This is a genomic window from Rhodococcus sp. KRD162 (assembly GCF_017168335.1).
GTDB lineage: Bacteria > Actinomycetota > Actinomycetes > Mycobacteriales > Mycobacteriaceae > Rhodococcoides.
The window spans coordinates 159,202-178,884 of record NZ_JABFAU010000007.1 but is presented as its reverse complement, the minus strand read 5'-3'; the positions used below and the strand labels follow the sequence as shown (position 1 = coordinate 178,884).

The 19,683-nt window shown below is 64.4% G+C and carries 15 protein-coding genes; 1 reads left to right on the top strand and 14 read right to left on the bottom strand.

Features of this window, described 5'->3' with window-relative positions; all coding sequences use genetic code 11:
• Positions 1–47: 47 nt before the first annotated feature.
• The 4 genes from J1M87_RS12515 to J1M87_RS12500 form a co-directional block, all read right to left on the bottom strand.
• Entirely contained in the window at positions 48–1,349 is a 1,302-nt protein-coding gene (locus J1M87_RS12515; protein WP_206489840.1) for a fatty acid desaturase, read from the bottom strand.
• 109 nt (positions 1,350–1,458) lie between these two features.
• Positions 1,459–2,574 (bottom strand): ferredoxin reductase, encoded by a 1,116-nt coding sequence (locus J1M87_RS12510; protein WP_206489839.1) that lies wholly within the window; start codon positions 2,572–2,574, stop codon positions 1,459–1,461.
• Between the two features lie 120 nt (positions 2,575–2,694).
• Positions 2,695–3,219 (bottom strand): hypothetical protein, encoded by a 525-nt coding sequence (locus J1M87_RS12505; protein WP_206489838.1) that lies wholly within the window; start codon positions 3,217–3,219, stop codon positions 2,695–2,697.
• 10 nt (positions 3,220–3,229) lie between these two features.
• Positions 3,230–4,705 carry a wax ester/triacylglycerol synthase family O-acyltransferase gene (locus J1M87_RS12500; RefSeq protein ID WP_206489837.1) on the bottom strand — a complete coding sequence of 492 codons (1,476 nt, stop codon included), beginning with the start codon at positions 4,703–4,705 and terminating at the stop codon, positions 3,230–3,232.
• 187 nt (positions 4,706–4,892) lie between these two features.
• Between J1M87_RS12500 and J1M87_RS12495 the strand changes: the two genes are divergently transcribed.
• Positions 4,893–5,471 (top strand): Rv3235 family protein, encoded by a 579-nt coding sequence (locus tag J1M87_RS12495; RefSeq protein WP_206489836.1) that lies wholly within the window; start codon positions 4,893–4,895, stop codon positions 5,469–5,471.
• Between the two features lie 34 nt (positions 5,472–5,505).
• Here J1M87_RS12495 and secA read toward each other — a convergent pair whose 3' ends face one another.
• The 10 genes from secA to J1M87_RS12445 form a co-directional block, all read right to left on the bottom strand.
• Positions 5,506–8,400, bottom strand: a complete 2,895-nt coding sequence (secA, locus tag J1M87_RS12490) for a preprotein translocase subunit SecA (protein ID WP_206489835.1) — start codon at positions 8,398–8,400, stop codon at positions 5,506–5,508.
• Positions 8,401–8,744: 344 nt separating this feature from the next.
• The gene (gene hpf / locus J1M87_RS12485) at positions 8,745–9,413 is read right to left on the bottom strand and encodes a ribosome hibernation-promoting factor, HPF/YfiA family (RefSeq protein WP_206489834.1); all 669 of its coding nucleotides are present in this window, start codon (positions 9,411–9,413) and stop codon (positions 8,745–8,747) included.
• Positions 9,414–9,615: 202 nt separating this feature from the next.
• Positions 9,616–10,299, bottom strand: a complete 684-nt coding sequence (locus J1M87_RS12480; RefSeq protein WP_206489833.1) for a ComF family protein — start codon at positions 10,297–10,299, stop codon at positions 9,616–9,618.
• Positions 10,300–10,344: 45 nt separating this feature from the next.
• Positions 10,345–12,126, bottom strand: coding sequence for an MtrAB system accessory lipoprotein LpqB (lpqB, locus tag J1M87_RS12475; RefSeq protein ID WP_307830798.1), 1,782 nt, complete (start codon positions 12,124–12,126; stop codon positions 10,345–10,347).
• Positions 12,123–13,838, bottom strand: coding sequence for an MtrAB system histidine kinase MtrB (mtrB, locus tag J1M87_RS12470; RefSeq protein WP_307830797.1), 1,716 nt, complete (start codon positions 13,836–13,838; stop codon positions 12,123–12,125). The genes lpqB and mtrB overlap by 4 nt, the downstream gene beginning before the upstream one ends.
• On the bottom strand, positions 13,835–14,512 hold the full coding sequence (gene mtrA, locus J1M87_RS12465; RefSeq protein ID WP_008717777.1) for an MtrAB system response regulator MtrA: 678 nt from the start codon (positions 14,510–14,512) through the stop codon (positions 13,835–13,837). The genes mtrB and mtrA overlap by 4 nt, the downstream gene beginning before the upstream one ends.
• A gap of 4 nt (positions 14,513–14,516) precedes the next feature.
• On the bottom strand, positions 14,517–15,182 hold the full coding sequence (locus J1M87_RS12460; protein WP_206489832.1) for a dTMP kinase: 666 nt from the start codon (positions 15,180–15,182) through the stop codon (positions 14,517–14,519).
• Between the two features lie 17 nt (positions 15,183–15,199).
• Positions 15,200–16,684, bottom strand: coding sequence for an adenosylhomocysteinase (ahcY, locus tag J1M87_RS12455; protein WP_206489831.1), 1,485 nt, complete (start codon positions 16,682–16,684; stop codon positions 15,200–15,202).
• Positions 16,685–16,772: 88 nt separating this feature from the next.
• Positions 16,773–17,876 carry an alkane 1-monooxygenase gene (locus J1M87_RS12450; protein WP_241256813.1) on the bottom strand — a complete coding sequence of 368 codons (1,104 nt, stop codon included), beginning with the start codon at positions 17,874–17,876 and terminating at the stop codon, positions 16,773–16,775.
• A 250-nt stretch (positions 17,877–18,126) separates the two neighbouring features.
• Positions 18,127–19,644: an amino acid permease gene (locus J1M87_RS12445; protein ID WP_206489829.1), complete on the bottom strand. Its 1,518-nt coding sequence runs from the start codon at positions 19,642–19,644 to the stop codon at positions 18,127–18,129.
• Positions 19,645–19,683: the final 39 nt, after the last annotated feature.

Below are 19,683 nucleotides of genomic sequence, written 5' to 3'. Positions count from 1 at the left end.
CGTAGGTTACGGTCGCGTAGGTTGCGTCGAGCAATCTGTGTGACGATTCACAATTCGACGCGGCCACCCGATTGACGGAGAGCCTTCGCCTGACGCTTGGCTTCCTTCTTCGCATTGCGCAGGGCGATCCGGGCCTCTTGCATGGCCGATCGCAATCCACGACGCTGTCCGGTGAGCGGGTCGATCCGGAGCGCATGGACCGTCGGCGAATCACCCACCCGCCAGCGCCGCTCGGACGAGGTCTCGGGAGCATCGTCGGACGTCGCCCGCAACCACCTGTCGGGCAGCGACAGCTTGTGAATGGTTCGCAGCGCCAACAGATACTGCTTACCGAGCGAACCCGTCGTGTACGGCAAATCGTACTTCTCACACAGTGCGTGCACCCGCTCGGCAATTTCGGAGTACCGGTTGCTCGGCAGGTCCGGGAACATGTGGTGCTCGATCTGGTAGCACAGATTGCCGCTCATGAAGGCCATCACCGGCCCCGCCTCGAAGTTGGCGCTGCCGAGCATCTGGCGCAGGTACCACTCGGGACGCGTCTCCGTCTCGAACTGTCCGATCGTGAACTTCTCGGCACCGTCGGGAAAATGACCACAGAAGATCACCGCGTAAGCCCACAGGTTGCGGACGAGGTTGGCGGTGGCATTGGCCGTGAGCGTGGACTTCCACGCCGGTCCGGTCAGGGCGGGAAACAGGACGAAGTCCTTGCCCACCTGCCGGGCTATCTTGCGTGCGAAGGCCCGAGTCGCAGGCGACTTAAACAGGCCCTTCTCGTTCTCGCCGTCCAACTGCTTCTGAGCGTCGTAGTCGTGCAACGCGATACCCCACTCGAACGTCGCCGCCAACACGATGTTGGCGAGAGGTTGAACGAGGTTGATCGGCTTCCACGGCTCGTCCCTGGTCATGCGCAGGATGCCGAACCCGATGTCGTCGTCCATACCGACGATGTTGGTGTAGGTGTGATGCGAGTAGTTGTGCGCACGCTTCCACTGCTCGGACGGCCCGGTCTGATCCCACTCCCACGACACGGAATGGATCTCCGGATCGTTCATCCAGTCCCACTGGCCGTGCATCACGTTGTGGCCGAGTTCCATGTTCTCGATGATCTTGGAGACACTGAGCATCGCCGTCCCGACGAGCCAGGCGGGTCGATACTTGCTGCCGAGCAACACCGCGCGCCCACCGAGCTCCAACAGCCGCTGCAGCCTGATGGTTCGCCTGATGTACGCAGCATCGCGTTCGCCGCGACTGTCTTCGACGTCTCGACGAATCGCGTCCAGCTCACGCCCGAACGCTTCCATGTCCGCTTCGCTCAGGTGCGCGAACTCTTTGATGTCGGTGATGGCCACCGGGTCCTCCAACAGTTGAGAAGCAGTGCCCGAAATGCCAGCTTTCGGCGTGGGCAACCTACGTAAGCGTAACCGAACAGCCTGAGAAGGCCGTGTGCGAAAAACAGACCTACAGTTCCAATGTGCAATCGCCCGCAGCAGCGGAAATACAGGTCTGTACGCGTTCGCCCTCGGCGTGTTCCTTGCCCGAACGTAGGTCGATGACATGCCCTGCCGTCAACGGGACCACACACGTCTGGCAGATTCCCATCCGGCAGCCGAACGGCATCTGAACACCGACTCCCTCGCCCGCTTCCAGCAGACTCGTCGCCCCGTCGACAGCGACCTTCTTGTCCGATTTGGAGAACGTCACCGTGCCGCCCGCACCGGAGGTGTCGGCCCTGGAAATCTCGAATCGCTCGAGGTGAAGTTTGTCCTCGATCCCCTCCCGCTTCCAGGTCTTCTCGATCTCTTCGAGCAGAGCCGCAGGGCCACAGGCCCATGTGTCTCGCGTCCGCCAATCGGGGTACATCGCATCGAGAGAGGCGAGCGCGAACTTGCCGCCGGATCGCGTCAGCTGCACATGAGAGGTGAAATTGGGGTGGGATTTCTCCAGCGCGGCGAGTTCCGCGGCGAACATGACCTCGTCCTCGGTGGGGGCCGAGTGAATATGGACCGTGTCGGGCATGTCCCCGTGCCGATCGAGCGCCCTGAGCATCGAGATGACCGGGGTGATGCCACTGCCCGCGGTGACGAACAGGATCTTGTTCGGCGGCGGCACCGGCAACGCGAAGTTGCCCTTCGGAGCGGCAAGGCGAACGATGGTTCCCTGCGGCACACCGCCGACGAGATGCGAGGACAGGAAGCCCTCCGGCATCGCCTTCACGGTGATGGAGATCAGCTTGTCTTCCCAGTCCGGCGGTGAGGTCAACGAATACGACCGCCAGTGCCACCGGCCGCCGAGGTGCAGACCGATACCGATGTACTGGCCCGGCTGATAGTCGAAATTGAAGCCCCAGCCGGGCCGAATCACCAGGGTCACCGCAGTGGCGGTTTCCTTCTCCACACGTACGATCCGACCTCGCAGTTCGCGAGCCGACCACAGTGGATTCGCCAAATGCAGATAGTCGTCCGGCAACAAAGGCGTGGTGATGCGGGTGAAGGCACCGCGCACCATGTTCAGCCTGGGACGCTTGGGTGCCGAGACGCCTGCCGCGGGAGCTTCCAGCCACTTCTTCAGATCCATCGGGTGTTCCATCTCCTCGATCGAGACACTGAGCCGTATGCGGTCATCGAGGTTACGCTACCGTAGGTTCTCGGCCAGGGTTGCCTGCGCCACAACTCTGCGGGGACGATCACAGCGCAATCAGAGCAGCTCGAGCAGGAACGACAACTCCTGTGGGGCGTACCACGCCAACGTGTGATCCTCGGCGTCCCCCAACACGAACTCCGCGTCGACATCGCCCATGTCGGCAGCGTCGACGACTGCCACGGCCTTGGCAACCGCAGATTCGGCACCTTCGAGATCGACGTGCACCGACGCGACCTGATCCATCCGCACAGGATCCGCCAGCCGTACGACGGCATCGTCGAGATCGGGTCGCAGTGTGGGATCGTCCACATCGGCTGCGATCACGGCCCGCCGATACACCACGCCCTCGGCGACCGTCCCCGTATCGGCCTCGCCGTCGACGGCAGCAGCGATCAGCCGCAGCGAGGCACGGGCCGCCTCCCCCATCGCGACCTCGGCCAACTCCTCGTCGTCACCGGAGGAGTAGGCCTCACGCAGGGTCGGCGTCACCGCGAAGGCCGTGCGCGAGACCGGGCTGAATTCGCCTTCCGCCGACAACACTTTCAAGAACTCCAGCGTCGCCGGAACATAGACTCGCATTGCGAAGACCTCACACTCTCGATTCGTTACTCGCGTCGACCAACTCTTCCAGCGCCTCGTGCAGCAGCGCTGTCACCACATCCACATCCGGCATGGCACCACGGTCGGCGTTGAGGCCGAAGAACACGAAGCCGTCGTACGACGTCAGCCCGATGCTCAGCGCCTGATTCTCGAACAGCGGCGAGACCGGGTACATCTCGAGCATCCGCGCACCGCCGACGTAGAGCGGAAATTGTGGCCCGGGCGCGTTGGTGACGATCAGATTGAACACCCGCTGCGACAGCCGGCTTCCCGCTCGCACCCCCATGGCATGCAGGCTCGCCGGAGCAAACCCGGAGATCCGCATCAGTGTCTGCGCAGTCACACCGCGACTCTGATGGGCATGTGCCTCGGTGGCGTGCGCGATATGTGAGAGCCGAACCACCGCATTCGATTCACCAACCGGCAGGTCGACGAGGAACGAGGAGACCTCGCTTCGATCGTCCTCGCTTCGATCGTCCTCGCCGCGATCGTCCTCGGCCGACTCGATCGGTCGGTCGCCCACGTCCCCGAACCCCACGCGATCGGCGGAGACGTACACCGACATCGGCACCATCGCTCGTACCGTCGAGGACGCCGTCACCGGTTCCCCGCGCGAGAGCAGCCAGTTTCGCAGTGCCCCGGTCACCACCGCGAGCACCACGTCGTTGATCGAGCAACCGAACCTGTTGTGGATTCTCCGATAGTCCGACAGCTCCGTCTTGGCCACCGCGAATCGTCGATTTCGGGAGATCGGGGCATTGAGTGGACTCGAGGGAGCGCTCTGGGTCGCAGTACGCAGCACCGCGGCAACTTTGCCCGCGGCGCGCAGTGCATCGCCCGCGACTTCGGCGACGCCGTTGACCGCGCCGCGCAGCGCCTCGATGCCCTCCCCCGGCCGCACCACCAACTCCGTCAGCGCGTCGATGACCAAGGCGGAGTCCTTGGGTTCGCGCGCGGGCATCCACAACTCCTCGGCCATCGGGGCCGGATTCTTGCTCGCGTCGAGGATGACCTGACCGATGTCGAGGGCGTGCTCACCGTCGACCAGGGCCGAATGGGACTTGGTGAAGATGGCGAAGCGGTTTTTCGACAACCCCTCGACCAGGTACATCTCCCACAGCGGGCGGGTGCGATCGAGGGGGCGCGAGGTGAGCCGCGCGATCAGATCGTGCAACTGGTCGTCCGAACCCGGTTTCGGAAGCGCCGAACGCCGGATGTGATACGTGATGTCGAAGTCTGCATCGTCGACCCATACCGGCCGCGCCAGGCCGAACGCGACCTCGCGGACCTTCTGCCGGTAGCGGGGAACCAAAGCCAGACGCTGCTCCACCAACGACAGCAACCGCTCGTAGCTGAACCCGCTGCGAGGGGTCCGGAAGATGGCGAGCGATCCGAGATGCATGGGACTACTACTGGCCTCGAGAAAGTAGAACGACGCATCTTGCGTTGTCAGCCTCGTTGCCATCGCGTGTTACCAGTCCCCGTCCTCGCATGAAGTACGCGCCCGATCCTGTCCCCGTGCGCGCGATGTCCTCGAACCTAGAGTACGTGGCGGACGGGCATCGGTCGCGCGGTCTTTCGATGACTCGTGTCGCGCAATCTCGTGTGAATCGACAGGGAACCGAACGGGGCCGGAGACCGTCAATCTCGGTGTGAGCGTCATCGAATCGAACGAGCCACCCGGCCCCGGCGACACGTTAGGACCGGACCCACGGCTGCAGGCCGAACAGCACTGCTTCCTCTCCCGCGCAGCGCCGTTCGAGCCGCCACTCTCGCCGGGCACCGTGCACCGTCGCGGCCCGACAACTGCCGCCGAACCGATACCGGCCCGGCATCGACCGTCGGTGCGCAGCAATCCATCCCGCCGACGGATCGAGCCGCCCGCCGCACGGCCGGCCGTGCCTGCCGATGCGCGCTCGACTGCCGAGCGCGCGATGCGCGTGCTGATCGAAGTGATCGATCGCCGGCGAAGCGCCGATCATCTGTCGGGGTTGTTCACCGCCTCGATGATCGACCTGGTGCGGACGATCGTGCGCAACCCGCCACCGGGGCGCCGGCTCGGGTTGGCCACGATCAGCCGAGTCCACGTCGTGTACCGGTCGGAGGTGTCGGCAGAGATATTCGGCTCGTACACCCGCGGGCCACGAATGTTCGCCTTCGCCGGCCGAATCGAGTTGGCGATCGATCCGCGCCGCCCCGGATGGACGGTCACGTCGTTGCGCGTGGGGTAGTGCTGCCACCCTGCAACGACGCGACCGCTGTCCGCTACCTCTTGCGCTTGGAGCGAGCTGCCTTCTTCGGTCCCTTGCTCTGCGCCCTCGCCGCTTGCCGACGCTCTCGGCGGGTACCGTCAGCCGCGGACTGGCCGGCAGTAGCCGATCCCGATCTGCGAACCGCGGTGCCGCCGTCCTCGGCCGGACCGGAGAACGTCAGTCTCTGCTCGTCCCGGTCCTCCAGACCTTTCGCACGCAGAGCCGAGGGCACGGCCGGTGCCGGGGGTGCCGGAGCAGCGGGCGGCGCGGTGGGTGTCGGACGCGCGGTCGTTGCGGCGGGTGCTCCCGTGGGCGCGCCTGCAGCCACCGGAGACGCCAGTCCCGGAGCCACCGCGAGCCCAGCCGAGGCGGCGGGCCCAGCAGGAGCCGGTGTCGCCTCCACCTGCAGGTTGAACAGGAAGCCGACAGATTCCTCTTTCAGGCCCTCGAGCATGCCCTGGAACATGTCGTAGCCCTCGCGCTGGTATTCCACCAGCGGGTCACGCTGCGCCATGGCGCGCAAGCCGATGCCTTCCTTGAGGTAATCCATCTCGTAGAGATGCTCACGCCATTTGCGGTCGAGCACCGACAGCAACACTCGACGCTCCAGTTCGCGCATGCCGTTCTCGCCTGCGATACCGTCGATCTCGGCTTCCCGCGTGACGTACGCAGCGCGCGCATCCTCGAGCAGCGCCTCACGCAGTTCGTCGCGACTGAGGTCGCCCTTCACGCCGTCCTCGTCCTCGGCTGCGAGGACCTTGTGATCGAGGCCGACCGGGTAGAGCGTCTTCAGCGCGGTCCACAGCTGCTCGAGGTCCCAGTCCTCGACGTAGCCTTCGGCCGTGGCACCGTCGACGTAGGCGCTGATCACGTCGGTGATCATGCCCTCGACCTGGCCCTCCATATCGGCCCCTTCGAGGATGCGACGACGCTCCTCGTAGATGACGGTGCGCTGCTGGTTCATCACCTCGTCGTATTTGAGGACATTCTTACGGATCTCGAAGTTCTGCTGCTCGACCTGCGTCTGAGCGCTCTTGATGGCCTTGGACACCATCTTGGCCTCGATCGGAACATCGTCGGGCAGGTTGAGCCTGGTCATGATCGACTCGAGTGCTCCGCCGTTGAATCGGCGCATCAATTCGTCACCGAGGGACAGGTAGAAGCGCGATTCACCCGGATCACCCTGACGACCGGAGCGACCTCGCAGCTGATTGTCGATGCGCCGCGAGTCGTGGCGTTCGGTGCCCAGCACGTACAGCCCACCCGCTTCACGCACGGTGTCCGCATCGGCCTTGACCTGCGCCTTGACTTTCTCGAGAGTCGGCTCCCACGCCGCCTCGTAGTCCTCGGGGGTCTCCACCGGGTCCAGGCCCTGCTTGCGGAGCTGCAGATCGGCGATGATGTCCGGGTTGCCGCCGAGAACGACGTCGGTTCCACGGCCTGCCATGTTCGTCGCGACGGTCACTGCGCCCTGGCGACCGGCTTCGGCGATGATCGTCGCCTCCTGCTCGTGGAACTTCGCGTTGAGCACGTTGTGCGCGACGCCGCGCTTGGTGAACTGCTTCGACAGGTACTCCGAGCGCTCGACGCTGGTGGTACCGATCAGCACCGGCTGGCCCTTCTGGTGCCGCTCGACGACGTCGTCGACGACGGCGTCGAACTTCGCCTCTTCGGTCTTGTAGATCAGGTCACCGTTGTCCACTCGGACCATGGGACGGTTCGTCGGAATCGGGATGACGCCGAGTCCGTAGATCTGATGAAGCTCGGCTGCCTCGGTCTCGGCGGTACCGGTCATTCCGGACAGCTTGTCGTAGAGCCGGAAGTAGTTCTGCAGCGTGATGGTGGCCAAAGTCTGGTTCTCGGCCTTGATCTCCACCTTCTCCTTGGCCTCGATCGCCTGGTGCATGCCCTCGTTGTAGCGACGCCCCACCAGGATGCGGCCGGTGAACTCGTCGACGATGATGACCTCACCGTCGCGGACGATGTAGTCCTTGTCCTTGGTGTAGAGCTCTTTGGCCTTGATCGCGTTGTTGAGGTAGTTCACCAACGGAGAGTTGGCGGCCTCGTACAAATTGTCGATACCGAGCTGATCCTCGACCAGTTCGACGCCTGCCTCGTGCACACCGATGGTGCGCTTGCGGATGTCGACCTCGTAGTGAGTGTCGACCTTCAGCATCGGTGCAATGCGTGCGAATTCGCCGTACCACTTGCTCGAGGCGTCCGCAGGCCCGGAGATGATGAGCGGCGTTCGGGCCTCGTCGATGAGAATCGAGTCGACTTCGTCGACCACGGCGAAGTTGTGGCCCCGCTGCACCAGATCGTCGAGCGAGTGCGTCATGTTGTCGCGCAGGTAGTCGAACCCGAACTCGTTGTTGGTGCCGTAGGTGATGTCGGCGGCGTATGCGGTGCGGCGTTCGGCCGGGGTCATGCCGGCGAGGATCACATCGACGGTCAAGCCGAGGAACCGGTGCACACGACCCATCCACTCCGAGTCACGCTTGGCGAGGTAGTCGTTGACCGTCACCACGTGGACGCCTTCGCCGGAAATCGCATTGAGGTACGCGGCGAGAACACACGTCAGGGTTTTGCCCTCACCGGTCTTCATCTCGGCGATATTGCCGAAGTGCAGCGCGGCTCCGCCCATGACCTGGACGTCGAAGGGTCGCTGCGAGAGCACTCGCCACGACGCTTCCCGCGCCACCGAGAATGCCTCCGGCAGGAGCTGGTCCAAGCTCTCACCTGCGGCGTACCTCTCCCGGAACTCCGCGGTCTTGGCGCGGAGTTCGTCGTCGGAGAGACTCTCGACGTCAGCAGACAGGGTCGAGACGTGGTCAGCGATGTTCTTGAGCCGCTTGACCATGCGACCTTCACCAACACGGAGCAGCTTGGAAAACGACAGCGACGGCACGGGCTTTCTCGTCCTCGATCCTCGGTTCACGGGTACTGACACGAACAACACTGCACTACGAACAACACTGCATTACGAGCAACGCTTCGTAATTTCAGCGAGCTCACGGGTTCGTCACCACGGCTTGTGCGCGGCGGCTGACCCGAACGCGTCCATGGTAGGCGGTGCCGCTGTGAGCGTGGGAGCCCCACCGGCGGTCTTCGGAGTTCCCCGGTTCGAAGTCCGCGTCCACACCGACACAGCACTGCAGGCTCGACGTGCGGATCATCTCTTGCGGCGTCGAGCCTGCAGCGGTGAAAGATTTCACGGACGGCGAACGAATGGGCCCTCCGTGACGGGGCGGGTCAGGTGAGTCTGATCAAGCCGTAATCGAAGGCGTGCCGTCGATAGACGACCGATGGTCGGTCGGTGGCACTGTCGTGGAACAGGAAGAAGTCGTGACCGACGAGCTCCATTTCGTAGAGCGCGTCGTCGACGCTCATCGGTGCCGCCGAGTGGGTCTTCGTCCGCACGATGTGCCCGGGGCCGCTCTGATCGTCCTCGAACGAGTCGAGCTTGGTCTCGGGGTCGAGCGCGAGGGTATCGTCCTCGGCCAGTTCGGCGGTGGCCTCGGCGACGGAGACGGGCCGCTTCTCGCCGTAATGGACCTTACGACGGTCCTTGGTACGCCTGAGCCTGCTCTCGAGCTTCGATGTCACCGCTTCGAGCGCGGCATAGAAACTGTCGGCGCATGCCTCTGCACGAACGACCGGCCCCCTGCCCTTCGCGGTGATCTCCACGCGTTGGCATGCCTTGGCCTGACGGCGATTTCGTTCGTGTTGCAGTTCGACGTCGAACAGGTAGATGGAAGGATCGAAGCGCTCGAGTCGAGCGAGCTTCTCGGAGACGTATATCCGGAAGTGATCCGGTATCTCGACGTTGCGGCCCTTGACCACAACATCCGCATTGCTCTTGGCGGGTTCTTCCGAAGGCTTCTCGTCGAAGAAAACCGAGGCTTGTGAAGGGGTCGTCACGCGTACCTCCCGATATCGGCCACGCCCACTGTTGGACGTGGCAAGTGTGCATGCCGAATGGGGAACCTTCCGGCATCTCGAGTCCGGGGCATCACCTCGCATCTCGTGCAACTAGGGGCGTGTGCGCGACGTTAGTCGGTCATCGACTCGTGTGCCACCGTTCACCCCGAATTGGTTGTCGGCGTGTCCGAACGCTGCGCTCTCACGCGTGCGCCACCACGAGCGCTCCGGCCAGTGGGACACCGAAATCCTTTAGCACTCTTGCGGATTCGGCCAGAGTTGCCCCGGTGGTCACGACATCGTCGACCAGGAGCACCGTGCAGGAGCCCGTCCGCGCTCCGCCGTTGTCCGATCGCGAACGGCGCACTCCGACAACCTCGACCCGACCGGCTACGTTGCTCTGGCGCTGTCCGGCCGACAGGCCGACCGAGTCTCGAACTCCGGTGGACATTCGCAGCAGCTCGGGCACGAGCACGGTCTCCGGTGCCAACTGCTCGGCCGCGATCCGAGCACAACGAAGAACCGGATCTCCGCCGCGGGTCCTCGCCGCCCTGGCCCGAGTGGGAGCGCAGACCAGCACCAGCGAACCGAGTTCCGGCGGATCGATCTCACCGGCGACACGCAGATGCCCGACAGCCTCGGCCAGAGCCCGACCGAACGGCCGCGCGACCGAACGGCGACCCCGCTCCTTGAGCGCGATGATGCCACTGCGCCGCGGCCCGCTGTAGGTCCCGAGCGCCCAACAGGGCACTCCCGGATCGACACGAGGACGAACGACGACGGGGGGCACGTACAGGGCCCGGGAACACCCTGTGCACCACTGCTCCCCCGGCACGCCACAACCGGCACACTCGAGCGGAAGAACGAGATCGAGGAGCGTTCGCATGAGCGCCACTGTGCCCGCACCCACCGACACGCCCCGCGCACGACGTCAGCCGGGCAGGATCGGTACCGCCTTGACCCCGGCCAGGCCGGTGACCTCTCGCCAGTAACGATCACCGACGGGATCGGCGTTGTTGAGGGCGAACACCGCCCGCGAATCGGCCACGTACTCCGTTTCCGGGGACGCATCGACAGCCAACACCGGGGTGGTCAGATTCCGTGACGGTAGCGGGTCCATCCTGGACCCGTCGACGGTCACCTGTACGACGGGCGAGTCCGTGGCCACTCGCACGATGACGATGGTCTCTCCGGTGCTCCAGTCCAAACTGGTGGCGTCACTACCGAGTCCGATGGCGACCGCTCGGGGCGAGGTCAACGAGTACACGCCCGAGGGATCGCGCACCACGGCAGCGACGTACACCACACCGTCCACGATGAGCGCAGCCCGCACTCCGTCGCGCGCCAGACGCAGTTCGGTGATCCGGGTACCGAGTGCGGTGACAGCACGGGCATCGACAGGGATCACCGAGACCTGGCCGTTGGACGGATCGCGAGCGGCTCGGATGACGTTGGTGCCGTCGATCACGGCCCAGGCCGCGTTGTCGTCGGACCCCCACGTCGGCCGTGTGATCGACTGTCCCTCGGCAACCGGGAACGCGCCGCCGTCGTAGCTGCCGACCATCAGCGTGCTCGACGGCGCGGGTGCCGGACGGCCGGTGTCGGCAACGCCGGCCACGAGGGTGCCGTCGTTCGACAACGCGACCGAGCGGAGATTGCGCGCCTGCCCGAAATACCCGGGCGCGGGGATGGTCTGGGCTCCGTCGACGCGCAAGAGGCCGCCTGCGGCCAACGCGTGCAGCCCCACGGTGTCGTCGTTGCTGCCCTGCGGATCGAACGAATCGACGCCGGCAGTGGTCCACCCGTCGGGCTTGGTCGTGTCGATCGGTTGACCGTCGGCCAGCAACACGTACGGACCTGCCACCTCGGCCGTGGCGAGCGTCCAGATCACCTGAGCAGCCAGTAGTTCCCGGTCGTGATCCCCCTTGTTCTGCAGGCCGCCGAAGTCGATCCTGATACCGCCGAGCCCGACCCCCACCTGTGAGGTCTGACCGTCGGCCTTGGTGATGGGCCCCCGAATATTCACGTCCTCCGACAGTTCGTTGCTCACCGCGGCCGAGAGCGCAGATTTGGGTCCGTCGATGAGCAACTGCACCAGTTGGTTGGCCAGCTGATCCTGGGATCCACTGGTCCACCGGACGTCCGGTACCAACACACCGCCGAGCGGATCGACGAAATAGATCGACCGCTGCTGATATGTGTTCAGGAACGCCGATCGATCGATCACGACGCCGGGCGGCAGTTTCGAGATGCGCCACTGGCCGTCGACCCTCGTCATGTCGATCGAGATGTCGAAGGTGTCCGAGCCGGCCTGATACTCCCCGCCCGGGGCCAGAATGCCTGCGGTCTTGGAGCGAATAGTGAATTGTGCCGAGTCGGCAGTTCTCGGTCCGGACAGGGTATCGATCCGGTCCGCGACGACCGTTCGTGCGCTGTCGTCCCAGGTTCCCGACGCGGCCTCGGTGAGATACTGCCGAGCGGCCTGGTGCCGGTTGGCAGAGAGCGCGCTGGCGTCGAAGAAGTCGTCGAGCAGGCGGTCCGGTTCGCGACCGGGCTCTGGGGCCGGGGCGCTGGTCGGCGCGGCACCGTCGGCCAGAGTTCCGATGGCCTGGGGGCTGGAGGACTCGGGCAGGCTGGCACAGCCGCCGACCAACGCGACGACGAGTGCGCAGATCGCCAGGATCCGGGAGCCGTGCGCAGCGGATCTCCTCACGTGACCGACTCCGACGCGGACGGATTCGCGGCCGACGAGTTCGGGGCCGGCAACTTCGGCGGGTCGACCGCGGGAATCGGTTGTCCCTGAGCGTATTTCCTGGTGCCGGGTTTGAGTGGTAGCGGCGATCCGATCACCTTGTGCCCGCGTACCAGAGGCAGCGTGAGCCGGAAGCACGCGCCTTCTCCTACTGCACCCCACGCTTCGAGCTTACCGTCGTGCAGACGGGCATCCTCGACGCTGATCGCCAGTCCGAGTCCGGTGCCTCCGGATCGACGAACTCGCGAGGGATCCGAGCGCCAGAACCTGTTGAACACCAGCTTCTCTTCCCCGGGCCGCAGCCCGATCCCTTGATCGCGCACCACGAACGCTGCCGCATCGGCATCGGCCCGCAGTCGCAACAGAACCGGCTTGCCCTCGCCGTGGTCGAGCGCGTTGGCGAGCAGGTTGCGCAGGATTCGTTCGACTCGGCGGGGATCGACCTCCGCGATCACCGCCGTCTCGGGCATGTCGACGATGACCTCGGTACCGGTTTCGCGGGCGAGGTGGCGCACCGTGGATACCGCAGCTCGGGCGCACATGCGCAGATCGAGTTGCTCGGCAGCGAGTTCCGCGACACCTGCGTCGTGTCGGCTGATCTCGAGCAGGTCGCCGAGCAGGGTCTCGAAGCGGTCCAGTTCGTTCACCAGAAGTTCGGAGGACCTCTTGAGCGCCGGCTCCAGGTCGTCGCTGGCGTCGTGAATGAGATCGGCGGCCATGCGCACGGTGGTCAGCGGAGTGCGCAGTTCGTGGCTGACGTCGGAGGTGAAGCGTCGCTGCAGGTTGCCGAATTCCTCGAGCTGGGTGATCTGCTTGGACAGGCTCTCGGCCATTTCGTTGAACGACATCGCGAGCCTTGCCATGTCGTCCTCACCGCGAACCGGCATCCGCTCCTTGAGTCTGCCGTCGGCGAAACGCACCGCGATCCTCGATGCGGAACGAATGGGCAGAACGACCTGGCGGGCAACGAGCATCGCGATGGCGGCCAGCAACACCAGGAGCACCACTGCGCCGATGAACAAGGTGCCACGAACCAGCGAGAGGGTGCGGTCCTCGCTGGCCAACGGGAAGATCAGATAGAGCTGCAAGGCCGAGATATCGGATCCGGTGGGTGATCCCATGATCAGCGCCGATCCGGAATAGCCGCCGTCGCTTTCGGTCACAGTGGCGTACTGCGAACTGATCAGGCCCTTCTTGACGAAGTCGCGCAGACTGTTCGGGATCTGATCGACCGGACCGACCGAGGCCTCGGCACGGGTGGCGTCACCCTCCACGATCAGAACCGGATCGAACGATCCCGCCGAACCGCTGGTCGACGCGGCATCGAGGTCCTGGTTGGTCAGGGCCGCTCGCGCGCGTTCCAGTCGCGTCGCGAGGCCGCTGGAATCGTCGGCTCCGGCGAGGTTGCCCTCGACGGTGGTGCGTGAGCGGTCGAGTTCCTCGGTCGCTGCCGACAGTTTGGCCTCGAGTAGTCGATCGGTGATCTGACTGGTCAACACCACACCGAGTATGAGGATGACGACCAGCGACAGGGTCAGCGTCGATACCACGACCCGGAGTTGCAGCGAACGTCGCCAAGCATGGCCGAGAGAGGTACTCAGCGAACGAAACAACCGCAGGACGGGAGAGAACGTGCCGTTGATGCGCCGCCGAGAACGGGACAGACCGATCACGGTGGTCCGGCCTTGTACCCGACCCCCCTGACGGTCAACACCACCTCGGGATTCTCGGGATCCTTCTCCACTTTCGCGCGCAGGCGCTGCACGTGCACATTGACCAATCGGGTGTCGGCCGCGTGCCGGTAGCCCCACACCTGTTCGAGCAGCACCTCGCGGGTGAACACCTGACGTGGTTTGCGCGCGAGTGCCACCAGCAGATCGAACTCGAGCGGAGTGAGCGAGACGAGTTCGTCGCCGCGGCTGACCTTGTGCGCCGGCACGTCGATGACAATGTCTGCGATGGACAGCAATTCGGCCGGTTCGTCCTCGGTCCTGCGCAGGCGTGCGCGCACGCGCGCAACCAACTCCTTCGGTTTGAACGGCTTCATGATGTAGTCGTCCGCGCCGGACTCCAGGCCGAGGACGACGTCGACGGTGTCGGTCTTGGCCGTCAGCATGACGATCGGAACACCCGAATCGGCTCGCAACACCCGGCACACGTCGATGCCGTTCATCCCGGGAAGCATCAGATCGAGCAGCACCAGATCCGGCCGGTTCTCGCGGACAGCAGAGAGTGCTTGAGTGCCGTCGCCGACCACGAAAGGTTCGAATCCCTCACCGCGCAACACGATGGTGAGCATCTCCGCCAGAGCCGAATCGTCGTCCACAACCAGAATCCGAGGCTTCATTGTCCTATGGTGTCACTTTCCGCACGTCTGATGGCTGATTGACCAACTCGGCGGCGAGTCGATCGGGATCGACGTCGGCGGTGACCACTCGCCACGGCGACACCCAGTCGGCGCCGGCCAGACCGCCGTACACCGCGGAGGTCCGACTCTGCAGCGAGCCGTCCCGTTCGTATGCGTCCCTGGTTCGGGTCACATCTGCATTCTCACGCGCTTCGGCGCGCTCTGCGGCCAGTGCAACCGGAACGTCGAGGAGGATCTGAGCGTCCGGGATCGGTACTTCGAAGCGATCGAATTCCAGCGCCCTGATCCATTCCACTGCCTCGCCGTCGCAGGACTGTTCGAGGCGCGCAGCCGTGTACGCCGCATTGGAGGCCACGTATCGATCGAGGAGAACGATATCGTTGTGCGAGAGCAACTCTCGCATGTCGTCGGCGGCAGCTCTTCGGTCGAGCGCGAACAGCAGCGCCATCGCGTGGACGCTGCCTGCAACATCGCCGTGCTGCCCACGCAATGCCTCTGCCGCAAGATCGGCATGCACCGAGTGGTCGTATCTCGGAAATCCGATCCGTCGGACCTTGAGGCCATCGCGTTCCCACGCCGAAACGAGCCGACGGGCGAGCGTGTTCTTGCCCGCGCCGTCGACTCCTTCGATGACGAACAGTTTTCCCACCGACCGAGATCTTTCGGTCAGTAGCGGTAGTGCTCGGGCTTGTACGGGCCCTCGACGTCGACGCCGATGTACTCGGCCTGTTCCTTGGTGAGCTTGGTGATCGAGCCACCGAGCGCCTCGACGTGAATGCGCGCGACCTTCTCGTCGAGGTGCTTGGGCAGGCGGTAGACCTCGTTGTCGTACTCGTCCGGCTTGGTCCACAGCTCGATCTGCGCGATGACCTGGTTGGAGAAGCTGTTGCTCATGACGAACGACGGGTGACCCGTGGCGTTGCCGAGATTGAGCAGACGGCCCTCGGACAGCACGATGATCGAGTGTCCGTCCCCGAACTGGAACTCGTCGACCTGCGGCTTGATGTTGATCCGCGTGACATCGGCCGACTTCTCCAGGCCCGCCATGTCGATCTCGTTGTCGAAGTGACCGATGTTGCCCAGAATCGCCTGGTGCTTCATCTTGCGCATGTGCTCGAAGGTGATGATCTTGAGGTTGCCCGTGGACGTGATCACGATGTCGGCCTGCTCGATGAACTCGTCGACCGTACGAACGTCGAAGCCGTCCATGAGCGCCTGCAGTGCGTTGATCGGGTCGGCCTCGGTGACCGTGACGCGGGCACCCTGGCCCTTGAGCGCCTCGGCGCAGCCCTTGCCCACATCGCCGTAACCACAGACCAGCGCGGCCTTGCCGCCGATGAGGACGTCGGTGCCGCGGTTGATGCCGTCGATCAGCGAGTGGCGGGTGCCGTATTTGTTGTCGAACTTGCTCTTGGTGACCGAGTCGTTGACGTTGATGGCCGGGAACGACAGTTCACCGGCGGCCGCGAACTGGTACAGCCGCAGGACACCGGTGGTGGTCTCCTCGGTGACACCCTGCACGGACTCGGCGACCTCGGTCCACTTGGTCTTCGATGCCTCCAGCGACCGGCGCAGCAGGCCGAGGAACACCTTGTACTCGTCCGAGTCGTGATCGTCATCGGTCGGCGGCACGACGCCTGCCTTCTCGAACTGCGCACCGCGTAGCACCAACATCGTGGCGTCACCGCCGTCGTCGAGAATCATGTTGGCAGGCTGTTCGGGCCAGGTGAGCATCTGCTCGGCCGCCCACCAGTACTCCTCGAGGCTTTCGCCCTTCCACGCGAAGACCGGGACGCCCTTGGGCTTTTCGACGGTGCCGTACGGGCCCACCACGACGGCTGCGGCGGCGTGGTCCTGGGTGGAGAAGATGTTGCACGACGCCCAGCGGACCTCGGCTCCGAGGGCCACCAGGGTCTCGATCAGCACGGCGGTCTGCACGGTCATGTGCAGTGATCCCGAGACTCGTGCGCCCTTGAGCGGCTGAACATCTGCGTATTCGCGACGCAAAGCGATCAAGCCGGGCATCTCGTGCTCGGCCAGCCTGATCTCCTTGCGGCCGAATTCCGCGAGCGACAGGTCTGCGACCTTGAAGTCGATTCCACCGCGGCGATCTGCGGTGAGTTCCGATCCTGACGTAACTGAGGTCGTCATCTTGCCTCTCCTGTTGACTGAGTGTCTGCTCCCCAGGCTATCGGGTCCGCGCACGTCGGTTCCGGCTGCCCGCAGGCATCGGGCTGCGCTATCCGTTTCGCCCGATCCGGGCCAGAATGCGATCGCGTTTGCGGGGCAGGATATTTGCACGAGTGAGATCGCCTTGATAGTGGGCGCGTACCCGCGGATCCATCACTCGACGCCACAGCGGCGGAATTGCCGCGAGCATCACCATCGATGCGTAACCGGCAGGCAGCTGCGGTGCGTCGTCACAGGTCAGTAGCGCCTGATACCGCTTTCCGGGATGCGTGTGGTGGTCGCTGTGCCGCTGCAGGTGATACAGAAAGATGTTGGTGCAGATTCTGTCGCTGTTCCAGCTGTGGCGCGGTGCACACCGCACGTACTTTCCGCGTTCGTTCGTTTCGCGCAGCAATGCGTAGTGCTCCACGTAGTTCACCATCTCGAGCAACACGAACCCGACGACGGCCTGCAGCAACAGGTACGGAGCGATCGTCCACCCGAACACGACCAGCAACGAGCCGAACAACACTGCGCTGAGCAGCCAGGTATGGAGCAGGGCATTGGTCGGGCTCGCGACCGAGCGACCCTTGCGCCGAAGCCGTTGCGCCTCGAGCTTCCACGCGGAGATCAGGCCGAGGACAGTGCTGCGCGGCACGAATGTCCACACGCCCTCGCCCAGCCGCGCACTCGCGGGATCCTCGGGAGTCGCGACCCGAACGTGATGCCCACGATTGTGTTCGACGAAGAAGTGCCCGTAGAGCGTCTGGGAGAGAGCTATCTTGGCCAACCATCGCTCGTGCTGCTCGATGCGATGGCCCAATTCGTGAGCGGCGTTGATACCGGTGCCCGCGACGAGACCCACCGTCACGGCCAGCCCGATCTTGTCCACCACGCCGAGTTCCCCGTACGCCCACATCCAGCAGGAAACGATCAGCCCGATGAATTGAATCGGAAGGAACAGGTAGGTGCACCAGCGGTAGTAGCGATCGTTCTGCAACTTCTCGCTCGCCGACTCGTCCGGGTTGTGCCCGTCTTCCCCCGCGATCAGATCGATGATCGGAATGATCACGAAGAACACCAGCACACCGCTCCACCAGAACAGGGGAATTCCCGTCCAGTACACCAACTGCGACGGCAACAGTGCCGATGCCGGGACTGCCAACCCCAACATCCACAGATAGCGTTTGTTGTCCTGCCAGCGAACCGAGCGTCCGCCTGTCTTCGAATCCCGCTCCCCGAAAGCGACACCCGAATCCCTCGAAGAAGCGATTCGGCCGTCCACACTCACTGTTGCAACACCCTCTCATCGACTTATCAAGCCCGCGAAGTCTGTTTTCGAGGGTATAACAGTCCAGCGGTCGGGTCTCACACACGACCGAATTCGCCGCGGCACCGGTCGGCCGCGGACGATGTCCGATCGCTCACGTGCCTGGCTGCCCGGTGCGGGTCCTCTCGGCCTCACGTAATCCCATCACCGAGTGACGCCTGCCGTACAAGGCGTAGACGAGGACGCCTACCACCATCCACACCGCGAAACGCAACCACGTCTCGACCGACAGATTCAGCATCAACCACAGGCACGCCAGGACCGCCAGGATCGGTACCAGCGGGACCCACGGCACCCGGAACCCACGCTGGAGATCGGGCCTGGTCTTACGCAGTACGAGGACACCCGCCGACACCAGCACGAACGCGAACAGCGTTCCGATATTGACCATCTCTTCGAGTGTGCCCAGTGGCACGAAGGCCGCGAGGAGGCCGACGACGACGCCCACCACGATCGTCGTCCGAACCGGCGTACCTTTCGTTCCGGTATGAGCCAGCGCCCGCGGCATCAGCCCGTCGCGAGACATCGCGAAAAGGACCCGCGTCTGCCCCAACATCAACACCATCACCACGGTCGTCAGACCCGCGAGCGCGCCGAACGAGATGATGTTCTTGGCCCACGTGAGCCCGTTCAACTCGAACGCCGTCGCCAGCGTGGAACTGTCGCCTGACAGATCGGTGTAGTTGACCATTCCCGTCAACACCAACGTGACAGCAACGTAGAGCACCGTCACGATCGCGAGCGAACCGAGAATTCCACGCGGAAGCGCCTTCTGCGGCTCCCGAGTTTCCTCGGCGGTCGTGGCGACGACATCGAAGCCGATGAACGCGAAGAACACCAGCGACGCCGCAGCCAACAGGCCGTACCAGCCGAACGTACTGCTGCCTGCACCGGTGACGAAAGACAGCAAGGACTGATGCAGACCTTCTCCCGTGGAACCGGGCTGCGACGGCGGAATGTACGGGTCGTAGTTGGCGACTTTGATGTAGAAGGCACCGACCACGACGACGAAGAGAACCACGATCACCTTCACCGCGGTGATGACCAGCGACACCCGCGACGACAGTTTGGTCCCCGATGCGATGAGCACCGTCAGTACCACCACGATCAGCAGTGCACCCCAGTCGAAGTTCACCGAGCCGATCTGTAGCACGGGGGCGGCCGTACCGAGCAGGTCCCCGAGGTAGAGCGACCACGCCTTCGCGACGACGGCAGCCGCGAGGCCGAACTCGAGGATCAGATCCCACCCGATGATCCAGGCGACGAATTCACCGAACGCCGCGTACGAGAACGTGTACGCGCTTCCGGCTACCGGAACCGTCGACGCGAACTCTGCATAACACAGCGCAGCGAGGCCGCAGGCGATCGCTGCCAGTACGAACGCCAACGACACCGCCGGGCCCGCAACGTTGCCCGCCGTTCGAGCCGTCAGAGTGAAGATGCCGGCACCGACGGCCACCGCGACGCCGAACACGGTCAGGTCCCATGAGCCGAGTTCTCGGCGAAGTTTGGTCTCTGGTTCGTCGGTGTCCTCGATCGATTGCTCGATCGATTTGGTCCGGAACCACCCCGTCGTGCGCGGGGTTTTCGCCGACCGGTCTGCTCTGCTCATCGGATCTCCGTATCCCACTCGCCTCCGTCGACGGAGCAC